Annotated in this window: 24 protein-coding genes and 1 tRNA gene; 24 read left to right on the top strand and 1 reads right to left on the bottom strand. The window is 68.2% G+C overall.

Annotation, left to right across the window (positions count from 1 at the left end; translation table 11 throughout):
* Positions 1–135: 135 nt before the first annotated feature.
* From QM597_RS06890 to QM597_RS06870, 5 genes are all read left to right on the top strand, one after another.
* Positions 136–1,599 carry a class I adenylate-forming enzyme family protein gene (locus QM597_RS06890; RefSeq protein ID WP_415004131.1) on the top strand — a complete coding sequence of 488 codons (1,464 nt, stop codon included), beginning with the start codon at positions 136–138 and terminating at the stop codon, positions 1,597–1,599.
* A 74-nt stretch (positions 1,600–1,673) separates the two neighbouring features.
* Positions 1,674–3,575: a DUF3556 domain-containing protein gene (locus QM597_RS06885; protein ID WP_415004130.1), complete on the top strand. Its 1,902-nt coding sequence runs from the start codon at positions 1,674–1,676 to the stop codon at positions 3,573–3,575.
* Between the two features lie 31 nt (positions 3,576–3,606).
* On the top strand, positions 3,607–5,019 hold the full coding sequence (locus QM597_RS06880; protein WP_415004129.1) for a phytoene desaturase family protein: 1,413 nt from the start codon (positions 3,607–3,609) through the stop codon (positions 5,017–5,019).
* Positions 5,020–5,024: 5 nt separating this feature from the next.
* The gene (locus QM597_RS06875; protein WP_415004128.1) at positions 5,025–6,296 is read left to right on the top strand and encodes a PucR family transcriptional regulator; all 1,272 of its coding nucleotides are present in this window, start codon (positions 5,025–5,027) and stop codon (positions 6,294–6,296) included.
* Between the two features lie 86 nt (positions 6,297–6,382).
* Positions 6,383–6,455 (top strand) — tRNA-Arg (locus QM597_RS06870).
* Here the strand turns inward: QM597_RS06870 and QM597_RS06865 are convergent.
* Entirely contained in the window at positions 6,414–6,722 is a 309-nt protein-coding gene (locus tag QM597_RS06865) for a helix-turn-helix domain-containing protein (protein WP_415004161.1), read from the bottom strand. The genes QM597_RS06870 and QM597_RS06865 overlap by 42 nt on opposite strands.
* 132 nt (positions 6,723–6,854) lie before the next feature.
* On the opposite strand from QM597_RS06865, the gene QM597_RS06860 reads away from it, so the two are divergent.
* From QM597_RS06860 to QM597_RS06770, 19 genes are all read left to right on the top strand, one after another.
* A complete protein-coding gene (locus QM597_RS06860) occupies positions 6,855–7,079 on the top strand; it encodes a hypothetical protein (RefSeq protein ID WP_415004127.1) in 225 nt (74 codons plus the stop codon).
* Positions 7,076–7,324, top strand: a complete 249-nt coding sequence (locus QM597_RS06855; RefSeq protein ID WP_415004126.1) for a hypothetical protein — start codon at positions 7,076–7,078, stop codon at positions 7,322–7,324. The genes QM597_RS06860 and QM597_RS06855 overlap by 4 nt, the downstream gene beginning before the upstream one ends.
* Before the next feature lie 499 nt (positions 7,325–7,823).
* A complete protein-coding gene (locus tag QM597_RS06850) occupies positions 7,824–8,162 on the top strand; it encodes a hypothetical protein (protein WP_415004125.1) in 339 nt (112 codons plus the stop codon).
* The gene (locus tag QM597_RS06845) at positions 8,155–8,538 is read left to right on the top strand and encodes an HNH endonuclease (RefSeq protein WP_415004124.1); all 384 of its coding nucleotides are present in this window, start codon (positions 8,155–8,157) and stop codon (positions 8,536–8,538) included. Before QM597_RS06850 ends, QM597_RS06845 begins: the two co-directional genes overlap by 8 nt.
* Positions 8,535–8,873: a hypothetical protein gene (locus QM597_RS06840; protein ID WP_415004123.1), complete on the top strand. Its 339-nt coding sequence runs from the start codon at positions 8,535–8,537 to the stop codon at positions 8,871–8,873. Before QM597_RS06845 ends, QM597_RS06840 begins: the two co-directional genes overlap by 4 nt.
* A gap of 64 nt (positions 8,874–8,937) precedes the next feature.
* The gene (locus QM597_RS06835) at positions 8,938–10,257 is read left to right on the top strand and encodes a hypothetical protein (RefSeq protein WP_415004122.1); all 1,320 of its coding nucleotides are present in this window, start codon (positions 8,938–8,940) and stop codon (positions 10,255–10,257) included.
* On the top strand, positions 10,254–10,466 hold the full coding sequence (locus QM597_RS06830) for a hypothetical protein (RefSeq protein ID WP_415004121.1): 213 nt from the start codon (positions 10,254–10,256) through the stop codon (positions 10,464–10,466). The genes QM597_RS06835 and QM597_RS06830 overlap by 4 nt, the downstream gene beginning before the upstream one ends.
* Positions 10,467–10,489: 23 nt before the next feature.
* Positions 10,490–11,551, top strand: a complete 1,062-nt coding sequence (locus QM597_RS06825) for a phage portal protein (protein ID WP_415004120.1) — start codon at positions 10,490–10,492, stop codon at positions 11,549–11,551.
* 3 nt (positions 11,552–11,554) lie between these two features.
* A complete protein-coding gene (locus QM597_RS06820; RefSeq protein WP_415004119.1) occupies positions 11,555–13,057 on the top strand; it encodes a hypothetical protein in 1,503 nt (500 codons plus the stop codon).
* 2 nt (positions 13,058–13,059) lie between these two features.
* Positions 13,060–13,458 (top strand): hypothetical protein, encoded by a 399-nt coding sequence (locus QM597_RS06815; protein ID WP_415004118.1) that lies wholly within the window; start codon positions 13,060–13,062, stop codon positions 13,456–13,458.
* Position 13,459: 1 nt separating this feature from the next.
* On the top strand, positions 13,460–13,816 hold the full coding sequence (locus QM597_RS06810; protein ID WP_415004117.1) for a hypothetical protein: 357 nt from the start codon (positions 13,460–13,462) through the stop codon (positions 13,814–13,816).
* Between the two features lie 10 nt (positions 13,817–13,826).
* Positions 13,827–14,249, top strand: a complete 423-nt coding sequence (locus QM597_RS06805) for a hypothetical protein (RefSeq protein ID WP_415004116.1) — start codon at positions 13,827–13,829, stop codon at positions 14,247–14,249.
* A 3-nt stretch (positions 14,250–14,252) separates the two neighbouring features.
* The gene (locus QM597_RS06800) at positions 14,253–14,636 is read left to right on the top strand and encodes a hypothetical protein (protein ID WP_415004115.1); all 384 of its coding nucleotides are present in this window, start codon (positions 14,253–14,255) and stop codon (positions 14,634–14,636) included.
* 1 nt (position 14,637) lies between these two features.
* Complete coding sequence (locus QM597_RS06795; RefSeq protein ID WP_415004114.1) at positions 14,638–14,952, top strand: hypothetical protein; 315 nt, start codon at positions 14,638–14,640, stop codon at positions 14,950–14,952.
* Between the two features lie 129 nt (positions 14,953–15,081).
* Positions 15,082–16,533 carry a hypothetical protein gene (locus QM597_RS06790; RefSeq protein ID WP_415004113.1) on the top strand — a complete coding sequence of 484 codons (1,452 nt, stop codon included), beginning with the start codon at positions 15,082–15,084 and terminating at the stop codon, positions 16,531–16,533.
* The gene (locus QM597_RS06785) at positions 16,530–18,140 is read left to right on the top strand and encodes a hypothetical protein (protein ID WP_415004112.1); all 1,611 of its coding nucleotides are present in this window, start codon (positions 16,530–16,532) and stop codon (positions 18,138–18,140) included. The genes QM597_RS06790 and QM597_RS06785 overlap by 4 nt, the downstream gene beginning before the upstream one ends.
* A gap of 12 nt (positions 18,141–18,152) precedes the next feature.
* The gene (locus tag QM597_RS06780) at positions 18,153–18,548 is read left to right on the top strand and encodes a hypothetical protein (RefSeq protein WP_415004111.1); all 396 of its coding nucleotides are present in this window, start codon (positions 18,153–18,155) and stop codon (positions 18,546–18,548) included.
* Positions 18,549–18,552: 4 nt separating this feature from the next.
* The gene (locus QM597_RS06775) at positions 18,553–19,191 is read left to right on the top strand and encodes a M23 family metallopeptidase (RefSeq protein WP_415004110.1); all 639 of its coding nucleotides are present in this window, start codon (positions 18,553–18,555) and stop codon (positions 19,189–19,191) included.
* Positions 19,191–19,625 carry a hypothetical protein gene (locus tag QM597_RS06770; RefSeq protein ID WP_415004109.1) on the top strand — a complete coding sequence of 145 codons (435 nt, stop codon included), beginning with the start codon at positions 19,191–19,193 and terminating at the stop codon, positions 19,623–19,625. Before QM597_RS06775 ends, QM597_RS06770 begins: the two co-directional genes overlap by 1 nt.
* Positions 19,626–19,671 lie beyond the last annotated feature (46 nt).

Genomic DNA, 19,671 nt, shown 5'->3' with positions numbered 1-19,671 from the left:
GTCATGGTGAACGACGCGCGCGACGTCTTGTGCAGCATGCACGAAATCTGGGTCACAGTTGGTCGTCTCGGGCCGTAGTGATCTGGCTCACATCTCTCTAGTGTCGTGAATCACACCGACCACAGGAGAACGTCCATGACTCTCGGCCACCTGCCGTGGAAGCACCCCGAGCACGCCGCTGATGCTGTTGCGTTGGCCGACGACCAGGTGCAACTCACCTACGCCGAACTCGAGGAGCGCAGCGCCGCCGTGGCCGCCCGCTTCGCCGAGGCGGGCCTGGGTCGCGGTGACGTGGTGGCGGCGATGCTGCCGAACCGGGCCGAACTGCTGCTGACGATCCTGGCCGCCTGGCGTCTCGGCGCCACCGCCACCCCGGTCAACCCCGCCTTCACCGCCGCCGAGGCCGGCCACCAGCTCGGCGACTCCGGCGCGAAGCTCGTCGTCACCATCGACGGCACCAGCCCGGTCGACGGCCTCCCCGGCATCGGGGTGGACGACCTCGCCCCGCAGGGCGCCGAGCATGCCGCCCCGGTCGACCTGCAGCCCGGCGACCTCGCCCTGCTGATCTACACCAGCGGATCGACCGGCCGCCCCAAGGGCGTCATGCTCACGCACGCCAACGCCGACGCGATGACCCGCATCGCCTGCGAGCACTTCCAGATCACCTCCGCCGACCACTGCCTGCTGATCCTCCCGCTGTTCCACGTCAACGCCCTGATGATTAGCGCGCTATCGCCCCTGCGCGCGGGCGGCCGGGTCACCATCACCGGCACCTTCTCCCCGTCGCGCTTCTTCGACGACGTCGAGCGGCTGCGGCCCACGTACTTCTCTGCCGTGCCGACGATCTACGCCATCTTGGCCGCCCTGCCCGAGGACGTGCAGCCCGACACCTCCTCGCTGCGCTTCGTCGTCTGCGGTGCCGCGCCGGTCACCAAGGAACTGCTGGAGACCAGCCAGCGGCGCTACGGTTTCACGATCCTCGAGGGCTACGGCCTGACCGAGGGCACCTGCGCTTCGGCCTGCAACCCGCTGGACGGCCCGCGCAAACTCGGCACCGTCGGTCCGGCCCTGCCCGGCCAGCGCATCGAGATCGCCGGTTCGCTCGGCGGACGCGCGCCGGTCGGCGAGGCCGGCGAAGTCCTCATCAGCGGCCCCACCGTGATGAAGGGCTACCTGAACAACCCCGAGGCCACCGCGAGCGCCATCGACGCCGACGGCTGGCTGCACACCGGCGACGTCGGCCGGCTCGACGAGGACGGCTACCTGACCCTCGTCGACCGGGTCAAGGACATGATCATCCGCGGCGGCGAGAACCTCTACCCCAAGGAGATCGAGTCGACCATCGCCGAGGTCGAGGGCGTGCTGGAGGTGGCCGTCGTCGGCCGGCCCGACGAGGTGCTCGGCGAGGTGCCCGTCGCCCGCGTCGTCCTCTACCCCGGATCGACGGTGAGCGCCGGTGACCTCCTGGCGCACTGCCGCGAACGACTCATGCGGGTCAAAGTTCCCGTCGACTTGCAGATCGTCGACGCGCTGCCGAAGAACCCCGTCGGCAAGATCGACAAACCCTCACTGCGCCGGAGCCTCCAACCCTCGGCCTGAATCCCTCCCCTACTGCGCGAGAGCCTTCTCGTGCCGGACCGCCCTGCCTTCGCGCGGGCAGAAAGGAGTCCCTCATGGGACTGAAAGACGCGGATATGCCGCCCGTCGATCCGGCAACGTTCGGATCGATCCCGACGCTGCAGAGGCAGAAGACGCTCGTGCAGCACTGGGGTGAGTTCGGCTTCGGCACTCCGAAGCAGATCCACCTCATGTTCTACGTGCCGAAGATCGTCTTCTACGCGCTCGCCGGCTTCGCGCTCGCGTGGTTCACCACGTCCGAGCTGCGGGATATCTCCTCCGAACTCGGCTTCACGTACGCCTTCGTGCAGCCGGTCCTCTACATGAAGATCATGCTCTTCACGGTCTTCTGGGAGCTGCTCGGCTTCGGCGGCACGATGGGTCCCCTGGCCTTCAAGTTCAAGCCGCTCATCGGCGGATTCCTCTACTGGGGCAAGACCGGCACGTTGCGCAATCCGCCGTGGCCGGACAAGATCCCCGGTACGGCGGGCGCTCATCGGACGGTGGTCGACGCTGGTCTCTACTGGGCCGCGACGATCCTGTCGGGCGCGCTCGTGCTCAGCGGCGTCTTCGGCGACTCCTTCCTCGGCCTGACGACGCTGAAGAACGGTCAGGGCCTCATCGGCGGCAGCCTCGACAACGAAGCGCTCACCATCAACATCGTCAACCCGTACCTGCTGCTGGCCCTCGTCGCCATCATCTGCCTGGCCGGACTGCGCGACAGCGTCGTCTGGCTCGCAGCGCGCTCCGAGCAGTACCTGCCGCCGATCCTGTGCTTCGCGCTGCTCGGCTACGTCGACATGATCGTTGCGCTCAAGATCCTCATCGTCTGCGTGTGGGTGTGGGCCGGCATCTCCAAGATCGGCAAGCACTTCAGCCTCACCGTCGCGGTCATGCTGACCAACACGCCGTGGGCACCGCGCTCGATCAAGAAGAAGGCGTGGAAGAACTACCCGAACGACATGCGTCCGTCCGGCTTCACGCACTTCATGGCGCACGTGACCGGCACCATCGCCGAGATCGTCCTGCCGTTGACGCTGCTGTTCTCGACGAACTCCACGATCACCATCCTGGCCGCGCTCGGCATGATGGTCTTCCACCTCTTCATCATCTCGACCTACCCGATTGCGGTGCCGTTGGAGTGGAACCTGTTCTTCATGCTCGCGACGTTCTGGCTGTTCGTCGGCCACCCGGCGTTCACGGACAAGGCCTGGGGCGGCATCACCTTCAGTCTCGGCGACGCGAGCACCCCGGTCCTGATCGCTGCGGTCGTCGCCGGCTGCCTCTTTCCGATCTGGGGCGAGGTCATCCCGAAGCACATCTCCTTCCTGGTCGCCATGCGCCAGTACGCGGGCAACTGGGCTTCGGGCCTGTGGGCCTTCCGCAACCGGGAGATGGAGGAGCGCCTCGATGCGAACATCAAGAAGGCCTCCAAGATGCAGGTCAACCAGGTCGCCGCGCTGTACGGCGAGGAGGTCGCGGAGATCTTCATCCAGAAGGGCGTCTCGTTCCGCATGATGCACTACATGGGTCGCGGCCTCATGTCGCTGCTGATGCGTCACACGCCGAGCATCGACGACTACGTGATCCGCGAGGCGGAGTTCATCTGCAACGCGCTGACCGGCTGGAACTTCGGTGACGGCCACCTGCACGACGACCGGTTGATCGCCGCCGTGCAGAAGCTGTGCAACTACGAGCCGGGCGACTTGGTCGTGGCCTTCCACGAGAGCAACCCGATCCATAAGGACTACGTCGAGTACCGCGTCATCGATGCCGCGCTCGGTGTGGTGGAGCGGGGCACCTTCAAGGTCGCCGACTGTGTCGAGGAGCAGCCGTGGCTGCCCAACGGCCCGGTCAAGCACGTGGTCACCTGGACGAAGCCGGGTTACACCGCTCCGTCGGACGGTTCGCAGTACGTTGGCTGGGAGTCCAGGCTCGCCGCTAGCGCGGGAGCCTGAACGCCATGACGAACGACGAGAGGGTATATCCGTGACGACAGCCGTCGTGGTCGGCAGCGGGCCGAACGGTCTCGCTGCCGCCCTCACCCTCGCCGCCGAGGGGGTGGAGGTCACCGTTCTCGAGGCGGCCGACACCCCCGGTGGCGGCACCCGGTCGGGCGAGGTCACCGTGCCAGGGCTGCTGCACGACGAGTGCTCGGCAGCGCACCCCCTGGCGCTCGACAACGCCTTCACGCGCCGCTTCGACCTGACGCAAGCGGGGTTGGAGTGGGCCTGGGCCCCGGTCCAGTACGCCCATCCGCTCGATGGCGGCTGCGGCGCCGTGGTCCGGCAGTCGGTCGAGGAGACCGCTGCCGGACTCGGCCGCGACGCCGGGTCGTGGCGGCGCATGTTCGGTCCGCTGACGGCGCGCTTCGACAAGATCGGCGAGGAGTTCCTGCAGCCGATGCTGCACGTGCCGTCGCATCCCCTCGTGCTCGGCCGCTTCGGTGCCTACGCGGCGATGCCGGCCTCGGTGCTCGGCCGCCGGTTCCGCACCGAGGAGGCGCGCGCGCTGTGGGGCGGGGTGGCGGCGCACGCCTTCCGGCCGCTCGGCACGCCGTTCTCCTCGGCCATCGGTGCCGCCCTCGGCACCGCTGCCCACCGCTACGGCTGGCCCGTGGCGGTCGGCGGCTCGCAGTCCATCGCCCAGGCCATGATCGCGCTGCTGGAGCAGCACGGCGGCCGGGTCGAGACCGGCGTGCGGGTCACCTCGATGGATCAGCTCGGCGAGCCGGACCTGCTGTTGCTCGACACCGCGCCGTCGGGTGCCGCCGACATCCTCGGCGACCGCCTCCCGCGCCGCGTCGCGCGCGCCTACCGGCGCTTCCGGCATGGCACGGCGGCCTTCCAGGTGGCCTATGCCGTCGACGGCGGGGTCCCGTGGGAGCACGAGCCGACACGCACGGCCTGCACCGTCCATGTGGGCGGCACCTTCGCCGAGATGGCCTCGGCCGAGCGCGACACCTGGCGCGGCGTCATGCCCGAACGCCCCTATGTGCTGCTCATGCAGCAGCACAACGCCGACCCGAGCCGCGGGAAGGGCGGCGTGGTCCCCATCGACGCCTACGCGCACGTGCCTGCCGGCTACACCGGGGACGCGACCGAGGCGATCACGGCGCAGATCGAGCGTTTCGCACCCGGTTTCCGTGAACGCATCGTCGGATACACGGCCCGGCCGACCCGGCGCATCGCTGCGGACAACCCCAACTACGTCGGGGGCGACATCGCCACAGGCGCGACGAATCCCGGCCAGCTGGTGTTCCGGCCGCGGGTGGCGCTCGACCCGTACTCGACGGGTGTGCCGGGCGTGTACCTGTGCTCGGCGGCGACCCCGCCGGGGCCGGGTGCCCACGGCATGTGCGGGTATCTCGCGGCGCGCTCGGCGCTCGACAGCGTGAGGTAGTCGCGATGCGCACGCCGGCCCCCGATCTGGTGCCCCAGGACGACGAGATTCGTCGGCTCGTGTCGCTCGTGGCGAGCCGGCTCAACGAGCGGGAGCGGGAGATCACCCAGTCGATGACCGAGCTGCTGTCGCACATCGACTACCTCAACGACGACCAGCGGCTCGTCACGCTGCTGGAGGCCAGCATCGGGGCCAACGTCAGCACGATCCTGCACATGCTCATCAACGACATCCCGGTGGCGAACCTGCGTCCGGCGACGGCTGCGGTCGAGTACGCCGAGCGGCTGGCCCAGCGGGGGGTGCCGGCCAACTCGCTCGTGCGGGCCTATCACATGGGCCAGGACGACCTCATGGCTCAGTGCTTCGAGGAGGCGCAGCGGCTGGACTGTGATTCGGAGCTGAAGCTGCGCGTCGTCCACCAGATGTCGGGGCTGATCTATCAGTACATCGACTGGATCTGCCTGTATCTGCTCGACATCTACGAGGCCGAGCAGCAGCGGTGGAACACCACGGCCGGGCATGTGCGCACGGCGATGCTGCATGCGGTGCTGGCCGGCGGTGACGCGCCGGCGGGGGAGGCTTTCGAGGCCGAGACGCGCTACGGGCTGCGGCAGTATCACGTGGGCATGGTCGTGTGGGCCGACGACGACGGCGATGCCCTGCGGAACCTGCAGGGTGCCGTGCGTCGACTTGCGGCCGGGGGCGCGGGGGAGCCGATGTTCTCGGCGGTGGACCGCTCGACGGCTTGGGTGTGGCTGCCGCGGGGCCGGACGCGGGCGACGGTCGATTCCGACGAGGTGCGCCGTGAGCTGGCGAAGATCCCGGGTGGCCGTGCGGCGCTGGGGCTGCCCGGCGGGGGCGTCGAGGGCTTCCGCCGGACGCATGCGCAGGCCGAGGCGGCTCGTTCGGTGGCGCTCGTGGCGGGGCTGGACGTGGTCAACTACGCCGACGAGGGCATCGCCGCGATCTCGATGCTCACGCACGACATGGAGTCGCTGCGGGCCTGGGTGCGCGAGGTGCTGGGCGATCTCGCCTATGACGCCCAGCCGTACTCGGGTTTGCGCGACACGCTGCGCACGTATTTCTCGCACGGCAGCCATCAGGTCGCCACGGCCGAGGCGCTGGTGATCCACCGCAACACGCTGAAGTACCGGTTGGAGAAGGCGCGGTCGATCCTCGGTCACCCGCTCGATCAGGGGCGACTCGACGTGGAACTGGCGCTGCAGGCGTGCCACTATCTCGGCCCGTCGGTGCTGCGCGCATCGGCCACGGGCTGAGGCCGGGAGGCGTCGGGGGGACCTGATTCGGGGATCGCTCACCCCCTGGGCTAGACTCTTCGAAGCCCTACGGCACGTGGGGCTATGCGCCCGTAGCTCAACGGATAGAGCATCTGACTACGGATCAGAAGGTTTGGGGTTCGAATCCCTACGGGCGCGCTGCGGTAAGACAGCCGAAGCCCCCGCCACCCCGGCGGGGGCTTCGGTCATTCGCGCCGCCCACACCTCGTATGACGGAAGATCGCCGATCAGTTCATTGGGGGTGACGAACGTCGCCGCCGCGATGTCTTCAACTTCGCTGAGGCTCCATTCCCCGGCCCCGCCCATCTTTCGCGACAGCGTGCTTCGGTTGATGCCGGTGGAGATGGCGAGGTCGCGCTGCGACCAGTGCAGTCGGAACAGGATCGTTGCGATGTTCTCGCTCATCTGTCGTGCGAGGTCGCGGCGGTCAAGTGTGCTTGTGGTCATGGTCGAGACTCTAACCGAGGTCTGAGGACTTTGTCTCGCAAATGAGACGAGAGACTTGACAGTGGCTCAGATATGAGCCACTGTCGCACTATGGCAACGAATGACAACAATGTGATTCACCCGATGGCGGTGGCGCTGGCTGAGTGGGTGTCGGCGACGTACGGCCTGGTTGAGGCGGTGATCGAGTACGGGACTGATCCGGAGCCGGTCAAGACGATGGCCTTGGACCTCGCCCTCGGTCTCGCGGCGGATGCGGGGGTGTCCGGGGACTTCATGGGCGCGCTGCGCGTCGTGTTGCCGGAGGCTGTGGCGTGAGCGGCGGGGTGTTCCCGGCGGGGGTACCGGAGTCCGTGCGGACTTTCCTCGCGGCGAGTGACGGGTATCAGGACGCGCTGTGGGCGGCGATCCGCGCCGTCGACGACTGCGCGAATGCCACCGATCTGCTGTTCACCGCCGCCGCCATCGGAGCCGTTGATGCCGCAACGGAAGCCGGGCCGCTGCCGCTGCGTGAGTTGTATATCGCGCGGCGCGATTACGTGCGCGCGGAGGCGGGCTTGTGACTCGCCCGAATCAGCCCGAGGCGAGGGCGAGGCCGACCGCCGGGTTTGTCCCGTGCGCCCGTGGGGCACCCGAGCAGGGTGAAGACGGGTGAGCCGCCTCGCCCGCGGTGTCGTCGCCCGTTAGAGGGGCAACTGTGCCCACCCCTCCCGCACGCCGGGGGGGTGGCACACATCTCGATCAGCGTGCTCGTACCCGGTGAAGGCGGACCCGAGCGGGGACCACGTGGCAGTGGTAGCCGACGCGCTGAACATCCCGGTCCCGCTGCCGTAGCTCGTACCTACGGCAGGTCTCCCAAACCGAAGCCGATCCAACCGACGGTGACGCGGTGGCAGCAAGCCACACGCATGGGGGACGCCCAGGCTTTCGCGGTCTGGGGGTCCCCCGCCCTCCACCTCCCTGCCCTCTGGCTCTGCGGTGGGCGTCACGGGCCTGCAAGTGGCTTGCAAGAACTTGCACCCACCAACCCCAAGAAACGTCACATGTGAGATAGGAACCCCGATGCATCCCGAAACCCGCAAGCGCCTCGCCCGCCTCGAAGAGTCCGGCTACGACATGACCGCCGCGATCAAGCGCCTGCGCGACGCGGCTCCCGATGACCGGCTCCCGTCCTCGGTCACCCGCCTGCCCGTCCGACCCGCGACCCCCGCGCTCCCCGTGCAGGCCGGGCCGCTGTTCACCCTCGATCTGGTCAGCCTGTCCGACCTCGCCCACGATGCCGCCCTGCTGCACTTCGACACGCTCACCATGAGCGAGCAAACCCGTCACCGGTATGCGCGTGCTATCGCCGCACAGGTCGAGCGGCTGGCCCTCGCGTCGGACTACCGCACCGATGAGTAAGCATCACGCCGGCGGGCGCGCCTCCTCGGCCATGACCGCCCTGGTCCTCGACACCTACGGCTTGACCTGTCACCTATGCCAGCGTCCCGGCGCGACGACCCGTGACCATCTCGTGCCCCTCGCACGCGGCGGCCTGGACATCCTCGACAACTGCCGTCCCGCCCATCACCGCTGCAACTCGCGCCGCCAAGACCGGCCCCTCACGCCCGCCCTCCTCGCGGAGTTCCGCGCCCGCGTCGAGGCGATCAGCGTCGACCCGGCCGCCTTTTTTGAGGATCACGACCGACAGGAAGCCCCGCGTCCGCCGTCCATTTTCTCCCGAAACGTCAGCAAAAAAACGTTGCCGACCCAAGAGAGCCGGGAAGGTGAAGCATGAGTGAGCCGACACCACTGCCGGGCCTGGAAGTCGCCGCCCGTCCGCCTGGACCTGTGGAGGTCGCCGCCCGGCGCACCATCACCGCGCTCAACGCCTCGGGCCTCATCAGCGAGCGTGACGCGCTGCTGTGCCAGTCGCTGCTGTCCATCTCTCGCGCCTACGACATCGCGGCCGCTTCGACCGCGAAGGCGTATGCCGTGGCGAATCTGCACGCGCAACTACTCGCCACTCTCGCCGTGCTGCCGACCGCTCAGGGAGGTGACGACGATGCCGACCCCTGGACCGCTTTCGAGCGGAACCTCGCCCGTGGGGCCTCGATTCAGCACACCCCGTAACCCGGACCGGCCGACCGAAGGCGGCCAGGTCGCTCAGGTCGCCGACCTTCTCGGTACCCCACTCATGCCCTGGCAGCGTGCCGCCGCTGACATCGCTCTCGAACGGCTCCCCAGCGGTCGTTACGCCTACCAGGTTGTCGTTATCAGCGTGCCCCGTCAGTCGGGGAAAACCACGCTGCTGCGCGCTATCGCCATGCAGCAGATGATGAGCCGCATCGGCCGTGAGGTGTACTACACCGCACAGACCGGTAAAGACGCGCGCGCCCGCTGGCAGCAGCTCGTGGAGGCCATCGAGCGCGACCCCGCTGCCGCTCCCCGCTTCACCGTGCGCCGCTCCGCCGGAGATTCGCGCATCACTCACAAGACCACCGGCAGCCGTTTCGCGCCCTTCGCGCCCACCCCCGAATCGCTGCACGGCTACACCCCGCACGTCGTGATGGTCGACGAGGCGTTCAGCCTGGACGAGGTGGCCGGGCAACTCCTCCTGGGTGCCGTGATCCCCGCTCAGGCCACGATCAGCGACCGGCAGCTCTACATCGTGTCCACGCGCGGCACCGTTGAATCGACGTTCCTCAACGAATGGATCGACAAAGGCCGTGCGGGTGCTGCGGGCGTTGCGCTGATCGACTACGGCGCGGGCGAGGGCGTCGATGTGCTCGACCGCACCACCTGGCCTCTGTTTCACCCGGCTGTCGGGCACACGATCAGCGTGGACGACATCGCGGCTGCCGCTGAGCAGATGCCCCGGCCGGAGTTCGTGCGCGCCTACGGCAACCGCACCACCCGCACGACCAGCCACCTCATCTCTGCTGAGGTATGGGCCGACCTCGCCAGCACCGACACCATCGGTGACGGCGACGCGCTGGCCCTCACCTACGACGTGGCCCACGACTTGACGGCCTCGACCCTCATGCTCACTTGGGCACCCCGTCGCGGCGCGTTCGCCGGCGTCCTGCACTCGCGCATCGTGCGCCGTGACGCCGGGGTCGAATGGCTTGCCGACGAAGTACAAGCCCTCGCCGCCCGCCTCAAACCGGCCGTCGTAGGTGCCGACGACGGCGGCCCGGCGCGCGCGGTGACCGCCGAACTCCGCCGCCGGGGCTTGGACGTGCGGACCACCACTGCCAGCGAGTTGGCTTCGTCGTTCTCCCGCTGGATGACCCGCATCGCCACCCGCACCCTGTCGCACGACGGCACGCCCGCGTTCGCTGATGCCGTCACCGGCCTGGTCACCCGCGCCGTGTCCGACGCGACCGTCCCCTCCCGCCGCCTGTCTACCGGGGACATCAGCCCCGCCGTCTGCCAGATGGTCGCCGGTCACCTCCTCGACGGCCTCGACCCCATCTGCAAACCCGTGATCGACTTCGGAGGAACCCCCGCATGATCTGGTACGACCGCACCGCCCATTCCGTCGTGGCCGGATGTCGCCCCTGCGGCGCACGCCGACTCTTCAACGATCAATCCGAAGCCGACGCCTGGGCTATGGCCCACATCTACCGAGCACACCCCGAACCCAGCCCCGAGCACATGCGGGCTATCACCGCCGCCCGCGTCCGCCGCCACCGCGCCAAGGGAACGGACTTGGAGATGTAACGCGCCCCCGGAGGCTTGGGGTTGTGGGAATCCGATCTATGCGCCGCATCAAGCAGACCCAAGCCGACATCGCGACCTTCGTCGCCGATCCGGCCTCCCTGCCGTTCGCGTCGCCCTGGTCCGGCCCCAGCGACCTCAACCGGATCGTCGTAGACGACATCCTCGGCGCGAGCACCCCCGTCAACACCCGCGCGGCGGCCATGCGGATTCCCGCCGTCGCCCGCGCCCGCAACCTCATCGTGTCCACCATCTGCCGGTGCCCGCTCAAGCCGTTCCGAGGCGGCGAGCCGCTACCTGACAGTGCCGCGCCCTGGACCCTGCGCACCGGCTCGTCGACCTCCTGGCAGCACCGGGTCGCCTGGACGGTAGACGACCTCATTTTTTCGGGCTGGTCCCTGTGGTGGCGGGTCAACGGCGCTGACGGATTCCCCCTGTATGCCGACCGCATCGGCCGGGACCGCTGGACCATCAACGCCGATAACCACGTCGAGATCGACGGCGCCCAAGTGCCCGACGACCGCGTGATCCTCATCCCCGGCCTGCATGAGGGTGTGCTGTCCTACGGCGTCGACGCGCTCGCCGACACCCGCCGCATGTATCAGATCGTGCGCGAACGGCTCGAAAACCCGATCCCCGCGCTCGACCTGCATCAGACCTCCGGCGAGGACATGACCCGCGAGGAACGCCGCGCCCTCCTGGAGGACTGGCGCACGGCCCGCCGGGCTGCCGGCGGCGCGGCCGTCGGCTACTCCAGCGCCGCTATCGAGGTCCGCGAACTCGGCGCCGGCGCGGGCGCTGACCTGCTCATCGAAGCCCGCAACGCCGCAAGCCTCGACATTGCCCGCGTCATCGGCGTCGGCGCGTCCCGGCTCGACGCGACCGCCCCCAAAGCGTCGCTGAACTACGAGACCACGAACGGCCGAAACCAGGAGTTTGTCGACTTCGACACGGCCCTCTACATGACGCCCATCGCGGCGCGCCTGTCGCTCGATGACGTGGTTCCAGCAGGCCAGCGGATCGCGTTCGACACCACCGAGATCACTGACCTGGCCCCCTCCCCAACCGGCCCCGACACCGAGGACTGACCCATGCGCCTGAGCATCTTCACCGAGGACCGAATCACCGCATCGGCCTCCAGCCGCACGCTCGCCGGGAACGTCGTCCGCTACGGCGTCCCCGGCCGCACCTCCCGCGGACGCCTGCGCGTCCGCCCCGGCGCGCTGCGGTTCCCCGACGACCTCGGCCGCGTCAAACTCACCCGCGAGCACGACCGCGCCGCATCCCGCGGCCACCTCCAGGCCGTCACCGACGACGGCACCGCGATCCGCGCCTCGCTGCGCGTCGCCGACGGACCCGACGGCGACGCCGCCCTGAGTGAGGCAGCCGACCGCTCCCGCGACGGCCTCAGTTTCGACGTCATTGACGCGGTGATCGTCGGCGACGAAATCACCGACGCCGAAGTCGTCGCCATCGGCCAGGTCGGCATCCCCGCCTACGAAGACTCCCGCATCGACACCATCGCCGCATCCCAGACCCCACCCCAAGGAGAACACATGGACACCCCCGACACCCCCGACACCCCCGACACCCCCGCCCCGGAGTCCAATGCGGGTGTCGAGGTGACCGCCGCCGCGCTCCCGGCGGTCCCGCCGGGCGTCCCGCACCCGTCGACCAGTACCGCCACGACCAACCCGCGCGCCAACCCGCTGGACACGTTCCTTGGTGCCATCGTCTCCGCCTACTCCTCGGCCAACCCCTCTTTCGGCACCATCACCGCCGCGCTCGGCGATGTCGTCGAATCCGGCTTCCGGGGCATCGTCAACCAGCCCGCCTGGTCCGGTGAACTGTGGTCCGGCCTCGCGTTCGCCCCCGAGTTCACGCCGCTGCTCAACTCCGGTCCGCTGACCGCGCTGGAGGGCAAGGGCTGGCGCTTCAAGACCAAGCCGGAGATCAAGGATTACGCCGGAGACAAGGCCGCGATCCCGACGACCACCGTCGAGGTGGAACCGTCGGCCTGGACCGCCTCCCGCATGGCGGTCGGCAACGACTTCGACCGTGCTTTCTATGACTTTCCAGACCAGTACGCCGACGTTCTGCGCGGCTACGTCGAGTTTGTCCGGGAGTCGTGGGCGATGAAGCTCGACGCGAAGGTTCGGGACTGGATCCTCGCCAACGATGTCCCCGTGACGGGCGTCCCCGATCAGCCGACGCTTCTGAAGGCCGCCGCCCGCGCCATCTTCGCGCTGAAGCGCCGCCGCGTCGGCGCGGCGACGTTCGTGCTGGTCAATGACGAGGACTGGTTCACGCTGCTGGACATCGACAAGAACGGCGTTCCCGCGTTCCTGGAAATGTTCGGCCTGCGCGCTGAGTCGATCAAGTCCTCCCCGGACGTTCCCGAAGGGACCGTGTTGGCCGGTGTCAAGCAGGCCGCGACCGTCCGCACGCTGCCCGGTTCCCCGATCCGCGTCAGCGCCCAGCACCTCACCAACGGCGGCATTGACGAGGCGTTCTTCGGCTACTGGGCCATCGAGGAGCACCACCCCCTCGGGATCGCTTCCGTCGGCTACGAAGCCCCCGCGATTGAGGGCTAATCGTGGCCTTCACGCTGCTGGCGGCGGTGGCCGGACTCCCCGAGGGTCCGGCCACCGAGGCCACCGTCCGCACCCAACTGCGCATCGACCCGACCGACCACACCGACGATGCCGCCCTGGAACTGGCCGTCAACGCGGTCAATGCTTTCGTGGTCGGCCTGCCGGTGGTGGTCGACGGTCTGTTGCCGGGCCTGCCCGACCCACTCCCGGCCTCCTGGACGTGGCCGCCGCGCCTCACCCAGGGTGCGACGCTGCTGGCCGCGCGCATCTTCCGCCGCCGCAACTCGGCCGAAGGCGTCACGTCGTTTGGTGACTCCGGTGTGGTCTACGTGCGCCGCAATGACCCCGACGTGGCGATGCTGCTGCGCCTCGGCGACTACGCACCCCCGACGGTGGCCTGACATGACCGCCCTGGAGACGTTTCTCGACGATTATGTGAGCCAGTTACGGGCAGACGGGTTCGTGCGTGCGACTGCCGACCTGGAGGAGGTCAACCCGCCGGGAATCTGGGTGTGCCTGGACACCATCGACGCGGGCGGCCTCGACCTGACGCGCTGCGAGATCGTCACACGCCTCTACCTGGTCTCCGGCCACGACTCCCAACGCCGCGCCCTCGCCGATCTGGCCCCGATGCACTCCGGTCTCATCGCTGCCGGGTACGTGCCCTCCGAACCAGTCACGCTCGTCGGGCTGGCCGTCCCATCCCAGCAGCGCGAACTGTTCGCGCTGCGCTTCACCACCACCGACATCATTCCGTAGGGGAAGAGAAATGGCTATCAAGTATTACAAGACCGGTCCCGGCTCGATCATCTTCGGCGAACCGGGCGACACTGCCGAGTATTCCTCGCAGGTCAAGGAAATCGCCATCGAGCCGGAGGTCTCCGACGGCGACCCCCTCCCAGTGCTGTCCGGGGAGGAGTTGCCCGGCGATGATGAAGAATCGTGCAAGCTCACCGGCACCGCGATCCAGGACCTCACCGGCGGCGGTTTTACCACCTGGACATGGGAAAACGCCGGCACCGTGGTGCCGTTCGTGTTCATCCCCAACTCGGCCACCGAGCGGCAGGTGTCCGGTGAGGTCAAGGTTCGCCGCACGAAGATCGGCGGGGCGGTCAAGGAGATCGCCGAAGCCGACTTCGAGTTCCCGTGCGTCGGAATCCCGACGCTCGGCGACGTTCCCGGCGAGCCGTAACCGATGCCATCAGCAACTCTGCGCGTCAAGGGCGGACGTGAACTGCGCCGCACTCTCAAGCAGGCCGGCGACGACCTGGGCGACCTGAAGCAGGCGCACGCTGCTGCTGCCGGGATCGTCGCGCCCGTCGCCCGCGCGAACGCGCCGGTCGGCGCTACGGGCCGCCTCGCCGCGTCGGTCCGGCCCGGTGCCTCGAAAACCGAGTCGATGATCCGTGCTGGCAAGAAATCCGTCCCCTACGCCGGCGTGCATGAGTTCGGATGGCCCGACCGCAACATTGCCGCCCAGCCATTCATTATCCCGGCGGCGCACGACACCGAACCCCGTTGGGTGACGCTCTTCGAGATCGCCCTCAACCGCATCCTCAACCGCATCCAAGGAGCCTGAAATGTCCACTATCCCCGACCTTCCCAAGCGTATGGAAATCCGCTACGACCTCGCCGACGGACGTGCCGGCACCGTGGTCGTCAAGTCCCGTGCCCGCGTCGCGTTCGACCTGACCCGCGCCCGACGTGGCTGGCCTGTCGCCTCCGATGCCCCGTTCTTGTGGGTCACCTTCCTCACCTGGCGCTCCCTGTCCGATGAGGGTGCCTTCGAGGGAGACTTCGACGACTTCCAGACCGCGTGCATCACCGCCGAAATGGTCGGCGAGGACGACGCTCCCCCGGCGGACCCTACCGGGCAGGACGAGCACGTGATCTGATCGCGCTCGGCCTGTTTCACCATCCCTTGTCTGCGCGCGGCGTGCCGTGGTTTGACGAAGACGACGACGTGATCGAGACCGCCCTCGACCTCCTCCGGGAGGCCGCCATCGCCCAGGAGGAAGCCGCACATGGGTAAAGCCGCAACGCTACTCATCAAGATCATCAGCGACGCCAAAAACGCGACCAAGGGGTTTGACGAGTCCTCGAAAGCGGCCGCGTCGTGGCAGTCGAACCTGTCCAAGGCGAGCGCGGCCGCGTCGGTCGCGCTCGCCGCCGTCGGCGCGGCCGCCTGGAAGATGGGCGAATCGGCTGCCGAAGACGCCGCCCAGCAGGCCGTCCTTGCGAAGTCGATGACCAACGCCGCCGGAGCGTCGAAAAAGCAGATCGCCGCGACCGAAGAATGGATCGACGCCCAAGCCCGCGCCACCGGGATCGCCGACGACCAACTGCGGCCCTCGCTCGGCGCTCTCGTGCGGGCCACCGGCGACGTGTCCACGGCCCAAAGCGCGCTCAAGGTGGCGATGGATGTCGCCACCGCGACCGGCAAACCCCTCCAATCGGTCTCTGATGCGCTCTCCAAGGCGTACGGGGGTCAAACCACCTCACTGGGCAAACTCGTGCCCGGTATGGACAAGGCCATTCTCGCGTCAGGCGACATGGACAAGATCATGGCCGAACTCGCCCGCACGACCGGCGGCAGCGCGGCGGCCGCCGCCGACACCGCCTCCGGGAAGTGGCAGCGCGCCAAGCTCGCATTCAGCGAGACCGCCGAATCGCTCGGCACCGTACTGCTGCCGATCATCAGCACCGCCGGGGAGAAGATGGCCGGACTGTCTGGCTTCATTGACCGCAACCGCACCGCCGTCATCGCGGTCACCGCGACCTTTGTCGCGCTCGCCGCCGCCGTCGTCACCGTGAACGCGGCCGTGACCGCCTATGCGGCCATCACCAAGGCACTCACCGCGATCCAGGCCGCCTATAACGCTGTTCTCGCGCTCAACCCGATCATGCTGATCGTGCTGGCCGTCATCGCGCTCGTCGCGGCCCTCGTTATCGCCTACCAGAAATCCGAGACGTTCCGCAACATCGTGGATGCTGTTGGGCGGGCCTGCGCGGCCGCGTTCGGTTGGATCGTGGACAAAGTGAAGTCCGTTGCGTCGTGGCTCGGCGAAAAGGTTCCCGCCGCCGCGAACACAATGAAGAGCCTCGTGGTCGGCTACATCGACACAGTGACCTGGCCGATTCAGACACTCGTCGGCTGGATCAGTGACCTTGTTTCCTGGATCGGGAAAATCAAATGGCCCAAGCCGCCCGGATGGCTCAAATCAGCGGCCGGATGGGTCGGCCTCGGCGGCCCGCCACCCGGCGAGCCAGGCGGCGGTGGCCGTGGTGTCGCGTACTCGTCATACGGCGGCCAGGGCGGCCCAACCGGGGCCGGGTTTGCCCTGCCCTACGGCACCGGCCAGGCCGCGCCCGGCGTGGTCATCGTGATAAACGGGGCAATCGACCCGGCGTCAACTGCCGACCAGGTGCGCAAAATCCTGCGGCGTCGTGACGTGCAACTCGGGGCCGCCTCGTGAACCGCGCCCGCGTCACCATCACCGGTCTAGACACCGGATGGGTCGCCACCGTAACCCAAGGCATCCCCACCGATCCGGCCGCGCGGCTGGTCGTCACAGACAATTTCACCTATAAATGGGGATTTACCGACGAGCGTGTCCCGAATCCGCTCGATCCGGCCACGCTTCAATTCGGGCTGGCCGCCCGGACGGCCGCCGACCTGCCCGACCTGCAACCGGGCGACCTATACCGCGTCATCCTTGATCTGGTCGACGTGACCGGCGAAATCGTGACCGTCCTCAAAGCTGGTGTGGTTGATTTCGTGGGTCGGCTCGCCGAACCCGAAGTCGAGCTCATCCCCAGTCACAAGTGGCCGGTGCGCGCCAGGCTGACGCTGACTGACCTGCTCTCCGATCTCCGCGCGCGCATGCCCGCCGCCGGCCCCTGGCCCCTCTCGGCCACCGGGATCGTCCCCGAGTACCAGTCACCGGCTCGATGGCTGTCGGCGTGGGCGGAACAGCGCGCCGGAATCAACCTGTGGGTGACTGCCGGCATCGCCGCCATTCTCACCGATGACAGCGTTGCTTTGACCTTGGACGGGACCGAGGTGCCTGACGAAAACGCACATGCCCAGGTGTCGCGCATTCTCGCGGGCGCTCCGGACAGTGACGGTCATCTCACCGCCTTACGCTGGCGTTACACCACCTCCGCGCCAGATTCGGGGGAGTACGTGCCCTGTGGATGGCTTGCCGACGGCACCGGAAACCTGCCCGACATGACCGAACCGGTCGGCTTCCTCGCACAACGCATCGACCGCACGACACCCGCCGCCAGCTTGATGCCCTTCACTCTCGCCTACCGGACAACCGACGGGGTTGTCACTCTCGCCCTTGACGCCCCCGACATCCCCGCCGGGATCGCCGTCATCAACGCCCGGCATGTGACGATCCCCGCCACCGCCCGTAAAGCGCGCGACGAGCAGGTCAACACCGTTGTCATCGCCGGTCGGTACGTCACCTACCCCGCCGACCCGCCAGTGCTGCGCGGAGACACCACGCTGGAAATCACCGCCCCCGGCGCATCCACCGCCCCACGATCCCGCTCAGTCGACACGCGCATTGTCCTCGCCTTCGACTACGCCGACGCCTACGGCGGCCCGGCGGGCGCGGCCGAAGACAACGCCGAGGTCCGCGCCCGCCTCACCGCCGCATACCAACCCGACGAGGCCGCGACAAGCGCGGAATGGGTATACGACGCGCTCACGGTGCGCTCCGAGTCCATGACGGCCGCCGAGTACACGGCCATCGGCGCGATGCTCGCCCCCGCACACCCCGAATCCGACGACGCCGTGCTGCTGCGCCAGGTCGTCATCCACGGTGTCGCCCTCGATGTCGACCTCACCGGCCGGGGCGTCATCGCCGGGCTGCTCGTCGCCGCCACGATCACACTCGAGGCCGGCCAGCTGCGCGCTGACCTGCAACTCGCGCCAGGCACCCTCCCACCCGCCGCCGACTCCGGAGCCGTCACCTATACCTCCCTGGCCGCCCGGCCCGCGCCAGTCGGCACCGTCACCCACACCGGCATCGACCCGACCCTCACCTACCTCGACCTGCGTCTCACCGCCTGAAAGGACCCCCGTATGGCTACGTCGCTCGGATTCCCCACGCCCCCCGATTCCACCCCCATCGCTCAAGGGGCCGCGTCAGATCGTGCCCTCGCCGCCGCCGTCGATTCCTACCTGGCTCCGACCGCGTGGGCCACCGCGACGCTCGCGACCGGCTGGACCTCGATGTCGACCGGCGTACGCTACCGACGCCGCGCGGGCGTCGTGTATGTCGATATTTACGCCGCGATCAAATCCGGGACGAGCAGTGTCGTTGCAACGCTCCCGACCGGTTTCCGGCCGTCCACGCGGCAATTCTTCACCGGTACATACAATGACGGTACTCGGAATATTTTCGTCAACACGGACGGTACTGTCGAGTGTCCCGGCGCGGGTGGAATCGCCGGCGGATTCTCGTTCTCGCTGGGCTGACCCGATGACGCTCCTCTGGCCCAACGGCAGCACGACAATCCCGCACGTGTCGAGCGAGTTCAATCTCACACGAAAACACCCAATAACGGGCGTGGTCAAGCCCCATCGGGGAATCGACCTCACCGGCTGGTCGACCATCGTCGCCCCAGTCTCCGGCGTGGTGACCGTCAACGCCTACCAGGCCGGCGGCGCGGGCCACTGGGTTGAGGTCCGCGCAGATAACGGCGACCGATTTCGGTTCTTTCACCTCGCTGCCGCCTCTCCGTTACATGTCGGCCAGCGCGTCACCTCCGGCACCGCCATCGGTCAGATGGGCGCGAGCGGCTCCGCGACTGGCGTTCATCTGCATTACGAGACCTGGCCCGCCGGCAAAACCGCAATAAACCCCCGCGAATACTACGCCAACAATCAGGAGAATGACATGCCGCTCAACAATCAGGACCTTATTAGCATCCTTACCGCCAAGTTCACTCTTACCCAGAACGGCAAGTCTCGTGAGGTAAGTGTTCAAGAAATGTTGTCCGCCATTGTCTTTTACGGCGACGTGCTCAACGCCAAAATAGACCGCCTGGCCACCGCGCCAGTCGACACTGCCGAGCTTGCGCGAAAGATTGTCGTTGAACTTGTCAAGGAGACGGCATAGTGCCCCCGGCCGCTCAATTACGCCGCTACGCGCCCCACCGGGGCCGGGCCGTCGCCCGAGCGGCCGCCTGGCTTGGCCGCTCCTACCCGCCCGGCTGGTGCCTCCGCTGGGCCGCCTACGAGATCTACGGCGTGCCCCCGCACGCCGTCGACGCCGTCGCCTACTGGGCGAGCGCCGCCGCCCGAGGCCACGTCACCCGCACCCGCTCGGCCCGCCGCTCCCGCGTCATCCCGCCCGGCGCTCTCGTGCTATGGACCGGCGGCGACCACGGCCACGCCGCGATCATGGCCGCCGACGGCCGCCACGTCTACACCACCGACCTCCCCACCCGCAGCCGAATCGGCCTCGTGCCCATCGAGGCCATACACGATCAGTGGGGCTACAACCTGGCCGGCTGGATCAGTGTCGACGGACACGGATGGGTGCTCACATGATCGACGCACTCGCCGCCATCGCTGTGGCCCTCATCGGCGCGTGCGC

This window comes from Aeromicrobium sp. (genome assembly GCF_047607065.1).
Taxonomy (GTDB): Bacteria; Actinomycetota; Actinomycetes; order Propionibacteriales; family Nocardioidaceae; genus Aeromicrobium.
Note: the sequence above shows the minus strand (reverse complement) of the source record. Positions and strands in the feature narration are given on the sequence as shown.